Here is an 11,896-nt window from a genome sequence, read left to right as displayed (position 1 = left end):
CCATCAGCCTCGTTCAACAGGCTGTTGGCAACGTCCCGCAGACCCTCCGCAGAGGCAGCGGAGTCTGTCCCTCCGTCTGCTTCGCGGCACCGATCGACCAAACCCAGCCGTAGACCGCCTCGCCGAGGTCATCCAAGAGGGTCTGTTGTCTTTTTGATTTCGCAACGAAAAAGGCTTCCTGGATCAAAGGGGTCCGTGGTCAGGAGTGAGGACAGGTCAGAAGATCCCGCACCCTCTCTTTGAGAACAGGCAGAACCTCTGCCTCGAACCAGGGATTCCGGCGCATCCAGGCGGTGTTTCGCCAACTTGGGTGGGGGAGGGGGACGTACCCAGGCCCGAAGTCCGCGAACCGGCGAACCGTTTCGGTCATGGTCGCTGCACGGGCCTTCCCCAGATGGAAGGCTTGGGCATATCCTCCGACGAGAAGGATGCACTCCACCTGGGGCATGGCCTCGAGGAACGGCGGCTGCCAAAGGGGGCCACATTCGGGACGGGGAGGAGCATCCCCACCGCCCTTGCCCTTGGCTCGCCCTGGGTAGCAAAGCCCCATGGGCAGGATCGCCACCCGGGACAGGTCGTAGAAGGCCGCGCGATCCAGCCCCATCCAGTCCCGCAACCGATCCCCACTGGCGTCATTCCAGGGGATCCCCGTTTCATGGACCCGGGTCCCGGGCGCCTGACCGACCACCAACAATCGTGCCGTATCCGAAACACGCAAGACCGGCCGTGGCCCAAGGGGCAAGTGATCAGCGCAAAGCACGCAGGCCTCAGCCCTGGTGCGCAAAGCGTCCAGGATATCCGTCACGGATCAAAGTCCCGCCAGCAACATATCCACGAAGGCGGGAACCGCGCGACTCGCCAGGTCATGGACGTGCTGATCAAACAGGCTGGACCCCTCTCCGGCCTCCAGGTTCAGCTCCACCGTATGGGCATCCGCCTCCAACTTGGCGACCTGGACGAAGCCCGCCGCCGGATAGACCGTTCCGGAGGTGCCGATAGACAAAAACAGCCCGCAACGGGTCAAGGCGTGATGGATCCGCTCCATGTCCAGGGGCATTTCCCCGAACCAAACCACATGAGGCCGCAGGCCTTCCGGTCGCCCGCAGGCCGGGCAGGGGTCCTGCCGGGACAGGTCGGTACGCCAATCGAAGATCACACCGCAGGGGTCGCAGCGCACCTTGAACAGCTCCCCATGCATATGGATCAAATTCTCCGGAGAGGATCCCGCCCGTTCGTGCAGGTCGTCGATGTTCTGGGTCACCAGCAACACCCCACCCGGCCATTCCCGTTCCAGGCGAACCAGGGCTTCATGGGCCGCATTCGGCACAACTTCGGTGTCCAGCAGGGTCCGACGGCGGGCATTGTAGAACGCATGGACTCCGTCGGGATCCCGAGCGAATCCCTCAGGAGTTGCGACATCTTCCAACCGCACCTTTTTCCAGATACCGTCGGCGTCGCGGAAGGTATCGAGACCGGATTCCTTGGAAATCCCCGCCCCGGTCAGAATGACGATGGAATCTTCGGGATCCAGGTCGGAGCGTGTGATCTCCGGAAGGGCATTTGTCATGGTCGTTCGCTTTCTTAAGTTGGGCGCTTCCTTAAGTTGGGCGCTTCCTTGAACTGGGAGGGTCATGCTATCCAGAAGCGCTTGGTCCGATCCAGGGCCGAACCAACATACCCCCCCCCACGGAAAATGAGGCTCCCATGATCCGTGTCCTTTTCGTTTGCACTGGAAACATCTGCCGCTCCCCCACGGGCGAGGCCGTCCTGAAGGCCAAGGTCGCGGAGGCCGGACTGGCCGACCGGATCCAGGTCGACAGCGCAGGGACCACCGCTTACCACATCGGAGAACCACCAGACTCCCGATCCCGGGCCGCAGCACGGTTGCGGGGCTATTCCATGGAGGGGCAAAAGGCCCGACAGGTGGAAAAAGCGGACTTCGACGGGTTCGACTATATTCTGGCCCTGGACCGGGGTCATTTCCGCAGCCTCCAGCGATCCTGTCCAGAGGACAAACGGGACCGGCTCCACATGCTCATGGACTTTGCCACCCTCCATGCCAAGGGCACCGACGTGCCCGATCCCTATTATGGTGGAGAGGACGGGTTCACCACCGCGCTCACCATGGTGGAAGACGCCTGCGATGGCCTGCTCGCCGATTTGAAAGCCCACCTGTGACCATTCCCAATTTATAACGAAGGAAACTCCGTCCATGATCCTCACCACCACTGAGTCCGTCGAAGGCAAACATATCACCGCCTATCTGGGCATCGTTTCTGGCGAGGCCGTGCAGGGCACGAACATTTTCAAGGACTTCTTTGGATCCATCCGCGATGTGGTCGGTGGACGCTCCGGCAGCTATGAAAGCGAGTTCCTGGAGGCCAAAAACGCCGCCCTCGCCGAACTGGAAGAACGCGCCCAAGCTGTCGGCGCCGATGCGGTGATCGGCGTGGACCTGGATTACCAAGTTCTCGGCGGCGACCAAAAAATGCTGCTGATGGTCGCCGCCAATGGCACGGCGGTGAAACTGGGCTGAACGACCGAGGCAAATGGAATAGAAGCACGGTACACGACAGTCAGTCCTTTCCCGTCACGGGGCTTTGCCCCGTCCCCCACTGGGGCCGAAAGGCCCCAGACCCCAGGCTGTTCTTTTTTCCTCATTGCGCTCTAGCCCCAGTCTATTCGTTCCTCAAATACGGCGCCGGACGGGCTCCCAAGGCTGTCCAGGTGCCCGCAAATCCGGCGAACACCGTGAAGACCACGCAGACCACCAAGGTTCCGGCCACCACACCGGGCAGGAAGACCCACTCGGCGCGCATGACGAACACCAGGACCGCCCAAGCGGCCACGGAACCAATGACCGCAGCGATCCCCCCCGTCGCCAGACCGAGTACGCCATACTCCATCATATAGGCCCGCAGGATCATGCCTCGGGTGGCCCCGAGCACTTTCAGGGTGACCGCTTCCCGGACCCGACGGCCATGGTTGGCGGCGAAGGATCCAGCGAGAACCAGGATCCCGGCCAACAGGGTCACCCCAGCGGCGGCCCGGACTGCGGTGCCCACGTCCTCCATCATCGTCATCACCAGATCCAGGGCATCGCCAACCCGGATGATCGACACATTGGACGCCTGCTCCGCCACCGCCTGTTCAATAGGCGTGACCTGGGACGGGTCGGCCCGAACCGTGGCGATATAGGTGCGCGGCGCTCCGGCGAAGGCGCCGGGGGAGACCACGAAGGCGAAGTTCATGGACAGGCTCGCCCAGTCCACCTCCCGCGTATTGGCGATGACGCCGGTGATGTCCCGGCCCAGGATGTTCACCGTGACCGAATCCCCGGGAACCAGCCCCATGCCCTCGGCGAGATCGGCGGTCAGGGAGAACAGCGGCGGCCCCGCATAATCCTCCGGCCACCAAGTCCCGTCCTTCAGGGTGGAATTCTCCGGTAGGGTGGCTGACGTGGTAAACCCTCGGTCGCCGCGAACCGCCCATTTGGCGTCCGGCGCCACGGTCGCTTGGTCCACCGGCACATCTTTCAAAGCGCGAATCCGCCCCCGGACCATATCGGCCAACAAAATCTCCGCATGCGGCGCCACGGAGAGCACCGTCTTGCGAAACGCCTCCGACTGGTTGGACTGGATATCGATGAAGAAGAAGGTCGGCGCCTTATCGGGCATGTCCTCCTGAATCTGCCGATGCAGGTTCCCCTCGATCAGGGCCACGGCCACCAGGACCGTCAACCCCAATCCCAGGGACAGCACAACACTGGGCGTCGGCGCGCCGGGGCGGTGCAGGTTGGTCAAGGCGAGACGCAGACTGGGCATACCCTTGGGGTGCCGGACCCGCTTCGCCAGGGCCATCACCCCCCCGGCCGCCCCCCGGAACAGGGCGAGAGACACCCCCGCCCCCAGGACAAACCATAGGGCGAGGGTGGGATCCTTGGACCCCAGGACGGCCAGGGTCGCCAAGGCCAGCCCCACCAGACCCACGGTGACCCTGTCCCGACGGCGAACCCGAACGGCCCCCATGCCCGTTTCCCCCCGGAACAGGGCGGTGGCGGGAATGGCCCGCGCCCGGGCCAGGGGCCAAAGTCCGAAGGCCAAGGCCGTGAGGAATCCAAAGGCCGCCGCTTGAACCAGGGGCGCGACAAAAAACCCTGCCGCCGCAGGCACCGGCAACCGATCCCCATAAAGGGCCAGCAACAAGGGCGGCAGTCCACCGCCCACCACCAGACCCAAGCCAATCCCGATGGTGGCGATCAAACCGGTTTGGATCATGTAGACCTGGAAGATCAGCTTTGCCGGAGCCCCCAGGCATTTCAGGGCGGCAATGGTCCGCACCCGACCATCCATATAGGCCTTCACCGCATTGGCCACGCCGATCCCCCCCACCAGTAGGGAGGTCAGGCCGACCAGCACCAAAAAGAGGGTCAAGCGATCCACGAACCGTTGAAAATTGCCCCCCGCCTGTTCCGTATCACGGATCCGCCAGCCCGCCTCCGGATAGGTCGACTCCAGGGTATCCTTGGCTTGATCCGTGGTCACACCCGGGTGGAAGCGGATCAGGGTATGGTATTCCACCAGACTGCCCGGTTGGATCAGCCCGGTCTTCTCCACCGTCTCGGCCGCCACCATCAGGCGAGGGCCAAGACCGAATCCACCGGTGATCTGATCCGGTTCCCGATCGATCAGGGCGCGCAGTTCCACCGTGATATCGCCGACCACCAGACGGTCACCCAAGGACAGACCCAGTCGGTCGGCCAAGGCCGGAGCCGCCGCCGCACCGGGGATACCATGACGGACCGCCAGGGCCTCCCTCAGGGACGAAGCCCCGCTCAGCGTGATCTTTCCGAACAGCGGGTAGGTCCCATCGACGCCCTTCAGTTCCACCATGGAGCGGCGGGAGCGATCCCCCTCGACCCCCACCATGGAGCGCATTTCCGTATATTGGGACAGGTCTCCCAGGCCTTCCAGGGTCGCCCGTTCCTCCGGCGAGACCTCGCGGTAGAGCAAGCGCAGCTCCAAATCTCCCCCCAGAAGGGCCTGGGCATCGGCCCGCATCCCCTCGGTGATGGAGGAGTTGACAGACCCGGCCAAAGCGATGGCTCCCACGCCAATGGCCAGACAAGCCAGGAAAACGCGGAACCCGGCCAATCCAGCCCGCAACTCCCGCAAAGCAAAGCGTAGGGGCACGGGCCCCCGGGTCAGGGCAACTCTCCGGCTCATGCTGAGTCCTTCCGAAAGCTGAGCCAGCCGTGAACATGCAAAGCCTGAAACAGGCGCTGGGGAGCGGCGAACCCGGCGCCCTCGAGCAGAGTCCCCAGGCGCTTTGGCCCCACAGGATGGGTTTTGGCCCGGGCATGGGCGAGGCCGCGCGTGATGGCCTCCTCTGGGATCTGACGGTCGCGCTGCCAGGCGACCCAAGCGGCCTCCATCAGCTCTGCGCCGGGGAGGGGAGGCTCGGGCGGCAGGAAATCGGCCAGAATCAGGGGCGCGCCCGGTTTCACCAGGGCAGCTATCCCGGCGAACAGGGCCGCCTTTCCCTCCACCGTATCGGGCAGAAAATGGCTCACCAGCACGCACAGGGCCGCGTCGAAGGGGGAGGGGGGGGCGCAGGACAGGTCCTCCAGGGTTCCCGCCATCAAGTCCACACGGTCGATCAATCCGCCCTCGGCCAGGGTCAATCGCTCCCGGGCGACAGCCAGCATGTCTTCCGCCGGGTCCAAACCCAGGAAGGACCACCCCGGCTGGTGGATGCCCAGGCGCAGGATCTCCGCTCCAGTCCCTGCGCCGACCACCAGGATCCGGGCCTCTTGGGGCAACAGGCTTGCGGTGACGGCGGCGATTACATCATGGAGGGTGGCATATCCCGGAATGGCCCGAGCCACCGTATCGTCATAGGCCAAGGCGCGTTTGGCATCGAACCGGGCGACGGAGAAGGTTTCAGGCCCTGGATTGCTCCCGGTCATGATGCGGCCTCCAGGCTGGTGGACTCCGTGGACCAGGGGTGCTCCCCCGGTTCCTCGCCGGTGATCAGGCCATCCTTGACGTGAACAACCCGGTCACAGCGGTGGGCCAAATCCATGTCGTGGGTGATCAAGACCAAAGTTGTGCCATGGCGCGCCCGTTGGGCGAACATCAGATCCATGATCCGTTCGCCCGTTTCCCCATCCAAATTCCCGGTGGGTTCGTCGGCCAGAAGCAAACGGGGCCGTACCGCAAAGGCCCGGGCCAGGGCCACACGTTGTTGTTCGCCCCCGGACAACTGCCCCGGATAGTGCCCCAGGCGATGGCCGAGACCCACGGCCTCCAATTCCTCCCGGGCGCGCTCAAAGGCGTCGACCCGTCCGGCGAATTCCAGGGGGACGGCGACATTTTCCAGGGCCGTCATGGTGGGGATCAGGTGGAAGGCCTGGAAAACGATGCCCACCCGATCCCGGCGGAACAGGGCAAGACCATCTTCGTCCAGGGCGGTCAGATCCTTGCCCGCAACGATAACCTGACCGGAAGAGGCCCCCTCCAGCCCGGACATGACCATCAGCAAGGAAGTCTTTCCAGAGCCCGATGGACCGACCAATCCCAGGGTTTCCCCCTGGGCCACGGTCAGGTCGATGCCGCGCAGGATGTTGACCTCGCCCGTCGGCCCCCTCAGCTTAAGGTGAAGATCCGCCAGCGCGATGACCGGCGCGCCATCCCCCGAACCCGTTTGGGAGCCATCCATGGACTATTTCTCCAGTTGTTTCACATTGGACCGAACGCGGCCTCCCCGGCGATATGGGGCAGTGCGGCGGTGGATCCAAGGCGCCGCCTTGGCCTTAGCCCTGCTGCCCGCATCCGGCCTCCTGGCTATCTATACGGCGCAAGCGGGGGAACCGATCACTCTGGTCGCCCTGGGGGACAGCCTGAGCGCGGGCTATAACCTGCCGCAGGAGGCCGCCTTCCCGGTCCGCCTGCAAGCAGCCCTGCGCGACAAGGGATACGATGTAACCGTGATCAACGCCGGGGTCTCCGGCGACACGACGGCCGGCGGGCTGTCCCGCCTGGACTGGATGCTGGCCGATGACCCCGATGGGGTGATCCTCGAGTTGGGAGCCAACGACGGCCTGCGCGGCCTGGATCCGGCGAAGACCAAGGAAAACCTGGCCGCCATCATCACCCGCCTGAAATCCGAGGGGGTCGCCGTTCTGCTCGCGGGGATGCTCGCCCCCCCCAACCTGGGCCGGGACTATAGCCGGGAGTTCAACGTCCTCTATGGGGAGCTGGCCCGGGAACAGGATGTGCTTCTGTACCCCTTCTTTCTGGATGGCGTCGCGGGCCAACCGGATTTAAACCTGGAGGACGGCATCCATCCCACGCCCGAAGGAGTGAATATCATCGTGTCCCGTATCCTGCCCATGGTGGAAGCCCTGATCGACCGGATCCAAGTCAGCTCGAAAGGCGCCGACTCGAAAGGGGAAGGCAAAGGCCAATGATCCGTCTTTTCCTTGCCTTGACCCCTCCAGACTCCCTGCGCGACACCCTGACCGGGCTGGACCAGGGTCTACGCGGCGCCCGTTGGGTGCCCAGGGAAAACCTGCATGTGACCCTGCGCTTCATCGGCGAAGTGGAGGAAGGGCTGGCCCGGGAAATCGACCAAGCCTTGATGGACTTACGGGTCGCTCCCTTTTCCCTGACCGTCTTGGGCCTTGGCCTGTTCGGCACGGGGCACCGACAAAGGACCCTTTGGGCGGGTGTGGAAAAAACGCCGGACTTGGTGCGCCTGAAACACAAGCTGGATCGGGTCCTGGACGAGCTGGGCCTGGAACCGGATCGGCGCCAATACACCCCCCACATCACCCTGGCCCGCCTGGACGACCCCCACCCGGACCGCCTGCGCGCCTATGTGGAAGCCCATAATCTGTCGGTCTCCCATTCCTTCCCGGTGGAGGCCTTCAGCCTCTTTTCCAGCCACCTCCGCCGGGACGGCCCCTTGTACACCGAGGAAGCGGTCTACCCCCTGGGCAATGGGTCATAAGGCCCACCTCACACCCCAAAACGATCCAGCACACGCACCACAGACGCCACGTAGGACCCTCCGAACAAACGGACATGGACCAGAAGCGGATAGAGATTGTACAGGTCCCGCCGGTCCTCGAAGAAGCCCGGTTCCAGGGGCCGATGCTCCCTGTAGCGATCAAAGAAGGGGGTGCCGAGGGTCCCAAACAGGGTTCCGAAGGCCAGCTCGATTTCCGGATCGCCGTGGTACAGGGCCGGATCGATCAAGGCCACCACCCTACCTTCTCGAGAGAGAATATTCCCGCCCCATAGGTCCCCGTGGAGCAGGCTGGGGTGGGCCGGTTCCCGCAACCACCGCTCCAGACGCCCTGCCAGAGTCTCCACCCGGGCCATGAGAGCCGGAGAGAGGTGCCCCGCCGTCATCGCCTGACGGGCCATATAAAGAAGGCGATGCTCCGCAAAAAAGGGAACCCAACGGTTGCCTTCTGGATTGGGCTGGCGCAGCCCACCAATCACCGTGTCCCGATCAAATCCATAGACGTCCTGTGGTACGGCATGGAGGGTTGCCAGCATGTCCGCCAGATGGCTCTGGGCTGGGGTATCCAAGACGTCGCCCCCCTCCACATGGGCCATGAGCAGAAGGTCATCCTCGGCAAGCAAGACCTCTGGCGTCGGGACCCCCGCCTCAGCCAAATGGCGGAGCATAAACCCCTCCAGATCGAGCCGATCCCCCGAGGCCCCCTTCTTGGCCACGAGCACCCGGTCATCTTCAAGATCAATACGCAAAACCTCCGCGACACAGCCCCCACCGAGGGGAAAGGCGCGCCGGGGTACGGCTCCCGTGGCACGAAAAATGCGGGCAACGAAAGGGGCATCCAGGGACATGGTGGAGGGGATCCTTCGGCGATTGGGTTTGAGGATGGACGGCACTTGGCGGCGTGGGACCGTCCGGGGTACTCTGCCGACCGCACCCCGCGCATCCGGAGGATACCGCCATGCCCTTGCCTGGAGAAGGCCCCACATCAAACCCTGCTTTGTCCTTGATTGCCCGGCTTTTCCGCTGTGTGGCAGGGCCGCTGGTGGTCGCCCTTTTGGTTACGGGTTGTTCGGCCTTCACCCCCATCGCGCCCCCCAAACCGAAAGCCCAGGAGTTCAGTCTCGACGCAGCAAAAAGCGCCATCAACCAGGCCAAGGCTGCGGAAGAGGCCGGAAATTGGGATAAGGCCACGGAGTACTATAGGGAAGCTGCGGCACGCTGGCCCGTTTACCAGGACGCCTGGTCAGGCTTGGCGCGGACAGCTATGAAACGGGGGGACGGACAAACTCTGGCCCTTGCCCGGTTTTTCGAGGACCGGGTGGTGGATTCCGACAGTATGCACCCCCGTCAAGCCCGCATGACCTATGTAAACGCCGAAAAGACACCGCCCAAGGATATTCCCGCTGTTGCCGAATGGTCCAAGCGCATGGTCGCATTTTTCGAGTACAAGGACGCCTATATCCAACGGGAAGCCTTCGATAGTCGAACGAAACGATCTGCGGTGGAACGGTACGCAATTTATCCCGTCGCCGTGGGAAGTGTGACGGCAGGCGTGTTTTCCCTTTGGACTGTCTTTTCAGATGTCGGGGGCGGATCAAGCAGCGACTGATATAGTGAAAATATTGTGTTAATTCTGCTCTAACCACCTGATCCAAGTGGAACTCAAACAAACGCCAGGAACTGATATCCTGGCGTTTGTTTTTTGGTGGGGGGATAGTTCCGGTGCCAATACCCAAGGCAGCCACCGGATCGAAAATGTTAATCCCGCCCGGACAGGCTTTTCAGCAAGTCCAGGGCCTTTTTGCGCACGTTTTCCGTGGGCAAGCGCCAGTAGGCGCGGATCAGCTCCAGGGTTTCATTCTTCTGAAGAGGATCCTGCTCGTAGGCCGGAATGGCCGGTTCGGACAGACCGTCGAGCTCAGGCAGGGTTGGTGCCTTACGCACGGCGGTGACATCCTCACCGATATCTTCGAAGAAAAACGCCACAGCGACACCCAAAACCTTGGATATGTCGTAAAGGCGACTGGCGCTTACGCGGTTGCTCCCGCGTTCGTATTTTTGGATCTGCTGAAACGTCACACCAACAGCGTTGGCGAGTTGCTCCTGGCTCATTCCCAAAAGGGTTCGGCGCAGGCGCAGACGACGTCCCACATGCACATCAACGGGATCGGGCGACTTTGCCGCACCATCACCCAGGGTCTCTTCGGTTTTTGACCTTCTCACGTTCTTGCCCCATGATCTAAGCAGGTTGCTAAATCTTGAACCCATCTCGCAAAACCTTAGCGTGTCCGGGTTCTCGACTCCAGATTTTTCGCCGACGGGATTACGCACCTATATAGCGAGACACCGCCCTTTACCCTATTTTCGCTTCTTTTGCGAAGCATTGGAGAGCACACGGCATGCGACAAGCAAGCATTAAGCGCGTTACCAAGGAAACTCAAATCATCATAGACCTCAACATTGACGGAACTGGGGCCTACGATGTGTCGACGGGTATCGGTTTCCTTGACCACATGCTTGAGCAATTATCGCGCCATAGTCTCATGGACCTTACGGTACGCGCCCAGGGTGACACCCATATCGACTTCCACCATACAACCGAGGATGCCGCCCTGGCGATCGGTGAGGCGGTCTCCAAAGCTTTGGGAAATCGCAAGGGAATTCAACGCTATGGCTCGGCTTTGATCCCTATGGATGAGACCTTGACTCAGGTCGCCCTGGACCTGTCCAACCGGCCTTATCTGATCTGGAAAGTCGCCTTTAACCGCGACAAACTCGGCGATATGGACACCGAACTTTTCAAGGAATGGTTCCAGGCTTTTTCGCAAACCGCAGGTGTCACATTGCATGTTGCAAATCTTTATGGCGAAAATAACCATCACATAATTGAATCCTGTTTTAAGGCTCTTGCCCGCGCGCTCCGTCAGGCCTGGGAGATTGACCCACGCAAAGCAGACGCCGTGCCATCGACCAAGGGTGTCCTGGGGGGCGGAATAGAAGAAACCTGATTCCGTCTGACAGAAAGCAGGGTAGAACCCGGCTCACACCCAGGCATGGGTCCTGTTACCGGGCACCTTGGCAGGGTACTGGGGGGCTGCTAAAAGCCCTTCATAGAGATCTTCTCCTCATGTATGGACGGAAGCGGACGCGGTTTGACGTTCGTTTCCAGGGAACGACCGAGCTATGACATCCTCTCAACTGGCCATGACCGTTGCCATCGTCGACTATGGGTCCGGCAACCTGCGATCTGCGGCGAAGGCCTTTGAACGGGCTGCCCTGGAAGCGGGCATCCAAGCCAAAATCCTGGTCACGGACGATGCCGAGACCGTGCGCCGCGCCGATCGCATCGTCCTGCCCGGCGTGGGCGCCTTCGCCGACTGCCGCAGGGGCCTGGGTGCTGTCTCTGGCATGGTCGACGCCTTGGAAGACGCGGTCCTGGCCCAGGGTCGCCCCTTCCTGGGCATTTGCGTCGGCATGCAACTACTGGCCGATGTCGGTGTCGAGCACGGCCGACATGAGGGACTGGGCTGGATCCAAGGAGAAATCCGCCAGATCTCCGTTCCCGACACCACCTTCAAGGTCCCGCACATGGGCTGGAATTCCCTGGACTTCACCCCGGGCTCGCACCCCCTGCTGGAGGGCCTGACCCCGGGAGATCACGCCTATTTCGTCCACAGTTACCATTTCCTGCCCGCCGAAGATCAGCAGCGCTTGGTCTCAGTGGACTATGGCGGGCCCCTTACCGCCATGGTTGGCCGCGACAATCTGGTGGGTACCCAGTTCCATCCGGAGAAGAGCCAAGCGACGGGCTTTCGCCTGATCACCAACTTCCTGCGCTGGACGCCCTGACCGGGCGCCGACGTCC

Annotated in this window: 14 protein-coding genes; 7 read left to right on the top strand and 7 right to left on the bottom strand. The window is 62.5% G+C overall.

Annotated elements, in window-relative coordinates:
• Positions 1–199: 199 nt before the first annotated feature.
• Together ACLIRY_RS06715 and cobB are read right to left on the bottom strand one after the other, a co-directional pair.
• Positions 200–805: a uracil-DNA glycosylase family protein gene (locus tag ACLIRY_RS06715; RefSeq protein ID WP_413204586.1), complete on the bottom strand. Its 606-nt coding sequence runs from the start codon at positions 803–805 to the stop codon at positions 200–202.
• A gap of 3 nt (positions 806–808) precedes the next feature.
• Positions 809–1,567, bottom strand: a complete 759-nt coding sequence (cobB, locus tag ACLIRY_RS06710) for a Sir2 family NAD+-dependent deacetylase (RefSeq protein WP_413204585.1) — start codon at positions 1,565–1,567, stop codon at positions 809–811.
• Between the two features lie 137 nt (positions 1,568–1,704).
• On the opposite strand from cobB, the gene ACLIRY_RS06705 reads away from it, so the two are divergent.
• Together ACLIRY_RS06705 and ACLIRY_RS06700 are read left to right on the top strand one after the other, a co-directional pair.
• The gene (locus ACLIRY_RS06705) at positions 1,705–2,178 is read left to right on the top strand and encodes a low molecular weight protein-tyrosine-phosphatase (protein WP_413204584.1); all 474 of its coding nucleotides are present in this window, start codon (positions 1,705–1,707) and stop codon (positions 2,176–2,178) included.
• A gap of 34 nt (positions 2,179–2,212) precedes the next feature.
• On the top strand, positions 2,213–2,536 hold the full coding sequence (locus tag ACLIRY_RS06700) for a YbjQ family protein (protein WP_413204583.1): 324 nt from the start codon (positions 2,213–2,215) through the stop codon (positions 2,534–2,536).
• Positions 2,537–2,678: 142 nt separating this feature from the next.
• Here the strand turns inward: ACLIRY_RS06700 and ACLIRY_RS06695 are convergent, their stop codons facing one another.
• From ACLIRY_RS06695 to ACLIRY_RS06685, 3 genes are read right to left on the bottom strand one after another with little or no spacing between them, the layout of a single operon-like run.
• On the bottom strand, positions 2,679–5,225 hold the full coding sequence (locus ACLIRY_RS06695; protein ID WP_413204582.1) for an ABC transporter permease: 2,547 nt from the start codon (positions 5,223–5,225) through the stop codon (positions 2,679–2,681).
• Positions 5,222–5,968, bottom strand: coding sequence for a class I SAM-dependent methyltransferase (locus ACLIRY_RS06690; protein WP_413204581.1), 747 nt, complete (start codon positions 5,966–5,968; stop codon positions 5,222–5,224). Before ACLIRY_RS06690 ends, ACLIRY_RS06695 begins: the two co-directional genes overlap by 4 nt.
• Positions 5,965–6,720, bottom strand: a complete 756-nt coding sequence (locus tag ACLIRY_RS06685) for an ABC transporter ATP-binding protein (RefSeq protein WP_413204580.1) — start codon at positions 6,718–6,720, stop codon at positions 5,965–5,967. The genes ACLIRY_RS06690 and ACLIRY_RS06685 overlap by 4 nt, the downstream gene beginning before the upstream one ends.
• Here ACLIRY_RS06685 and ACLIRY_RS06680 point away from each other — a divergent pair.
• Entirely contained in the window at positions 6,719–7,471 is a 753-nt protein-coding gene (locus tag ACLIRY_RS06680) for an arylesterase (protein ID WP_413204579.1), read from the top strand. The genes ACLIRY_RS06685 and ACLIRY_RS06680 overlap by 2 nt on opposite strands.
• On the top strand, positions 7,468–8,013 hold the full coding sequence (thpR, locus tag ACLIRY_RS06675; RefSeq protein ID WP_413204578.1) for an RNA 2',3'-cyclic phosphodiesterase: 546 nt from the start codon (positions 7,468–7,470) through the stop codon (positions 8,011–8,013). Before ACLIRY_RS06680 ends, thpR begins: the two co-directional genes overlap by 4 nt.
• Positions 8,014–8,021: 8 nt before the next feature.
• Here thpR and ACLIRY_RS06670 read toward each other — a convergent pair whose 3' ends face one another.
• Positions 8,022–8,879 carry a fructosamine kinase family protein gene (locus ACLIRY_RS06670; protein WP_413204577.1) on the bottom strand — a complete coding sequence of 286 codons (858 nt, stop codon included), beginning with the start codon at positions 8,877–8,879 and terminating at the stop codon, positions 8,022–8,024.
• A 110-nt stretch (positions 8,880–8,989) separates the two neighbouring features.
• Between ACLIRY_RS06670 and ACLIRY_RS06665 the strand changes: the two genes are divergently transcribed.
• A complete protein-coding gene (locus tag ACLIRY_RS06665) occupies positions 8,990–9,640 on the top strand; it encodes a tetratricopeptide repeat protein (protein ID WP_413204576.1) in 651 nt (216 codons plus the stop codon).
• Positions 9,641–9,789: 149 nt separating this feature from the next.
• On the opposite strand, the gene ACLIRY_RS06660 is transcribed toward ACLIRY_RS06665, so the two are convergent.
• Entirely contained in the window at positions 9,790–10,254 is a 465-nt protein-coding gene (locus tag ACLIRY_RS06660) for a helix-turn-helix domain-containing protein (protein WP_413204575.1), read from the bottom strand.
• A gap of 176 nt (positions 10,255–10,430) precedes the next feature.
• On the opposite strand from ACLIRY_RS06660, the gene hisB reads away from it, so the two are divergent.
• Together hisB and hisH are read left to right on the top strand one after the other, a co-directional pair.
• Positions 10,431–11,039: an imidazoleglycerol-phosphate dehydratase HisB gene (hisB, locus tag ACLIRY_RS06655; protein WP_413204574.1), complete on the top strand. Its 609-nt coding sequence runs from the start codon at positions 10,431–10,433 to the stop codon at positions 11,037–11,039.
• Positions 11,040–11,235: 196 nt separating this feature from the next.
• Complete coding sequence (gene hisH / locus ACLIRY_RS06650) at positions 11,236–11,880, top strand: imidazole glycerol phosphate synthase subunit HisH (protein ID WP_413204784.1); 645 nt, start codon at positions 11,236–11,238, stop codon at positions 11,878–11,880.
• Positions 11,881–11,896 lie beyond the last annotated feature (16 nt).

Source organism: Rhodospirillum sp. A1_3_36 (assembly GCF_047263945.1).
Taxonomy (GTDB): Bacteria; Pseudomonadota; Alphaproteobacteria; order Rhodospirillales; family Rhodospirillaceae; genus Rhodospirillum.
This window is presented reverse-complemented; position numbering and strand designations above follow the sequence as displayed.

Bases quoted from the DNA above. Each gene is read 5' to 3' on its own strand.
- ACLIRY_RS06705 (WP_413204584.1), top strand. From the start codon at position 1,705: ATGATCCGTGTCCTTTTCGTTTGCACTGGAAACATCTGCCGCTCCCCC.
- hisB (WP_413204574.1), top strand. From the start codon at position 10,431: ATGCGACAAGCAAGCATTAAGCGCGTTACCAAGGAAACTCAAATCATC.
- thpR (WP_413204578.1), top strand. From the start codon at position 7,468: ATGATCCGTCTTTTCCTTGCCTTGACCCCTCCAGACTCCCTGCGCGAC.
- cobB (WP_413204585.1), bottom strand. From the start codon at position 1,567: ATGACAAATGCCCTTCCGGAGATCACACGCTCCGACCTGGATCCCGAA.
- hisH (WP_413204784.1), top strand. From the start codon at position 11,236: ATGACCGTTGCCATCGTCGACTATGGGTCCGGCAACCTGCGATCTGCG.
- ACLIRY_RS06665 (WP_413204576.1), top strand. From the start codon at position 8,990: ATGCCCTTGCCTGGAGAAGGCCCCACATCAAACCCTGCTTTGTCCTTG.
- ACLIRY_RS06700 (WP_413204583.1), top strand. From the start codon at position 2,213: ATGATCCTCACCACCACTGAGTCCGTCGAAGGCAAACATATCACCGCC.
- ACLIRY_RS06680 (WP_413204579.1), top strand. From the start codon at position 6,719: ATGGACTATTTCTCCAGTTGTTTCACATTGGACCGAACGCGGCCTCCC.
- ACLIRY_RS06690 (WP_413204581.1), bottom strand. From the start codon at position 5,968: ATGACCGGGAGCAATCCAGGGCCTGAAACCTTCTCCGTCGCCCGGTTC.
- ACLIRY_RS06695 (WP_413204582.1), bottom strand. From the start codon at position 5,225: ATGAGCCGGAGAGTTGCCCTGACCCGGGGGCCCGTGCCCCTACGCTTT.
- ACLIRY_RS06685 (WP_413204580.1), bottom strand. From the start codon at position 6,720: ATGGATGGCTCCCAAACGGGTTCGGGGGATGGCGCGCCGGTCATCGCG.
- ACLIRY_RS06670 (WP_413204577.1), bottom strand. From the start codon at position 8,879: ATGTCCCTGGATGCCCCTTTCGTTGCCCGCATTTTTCGTGCCACGGGA.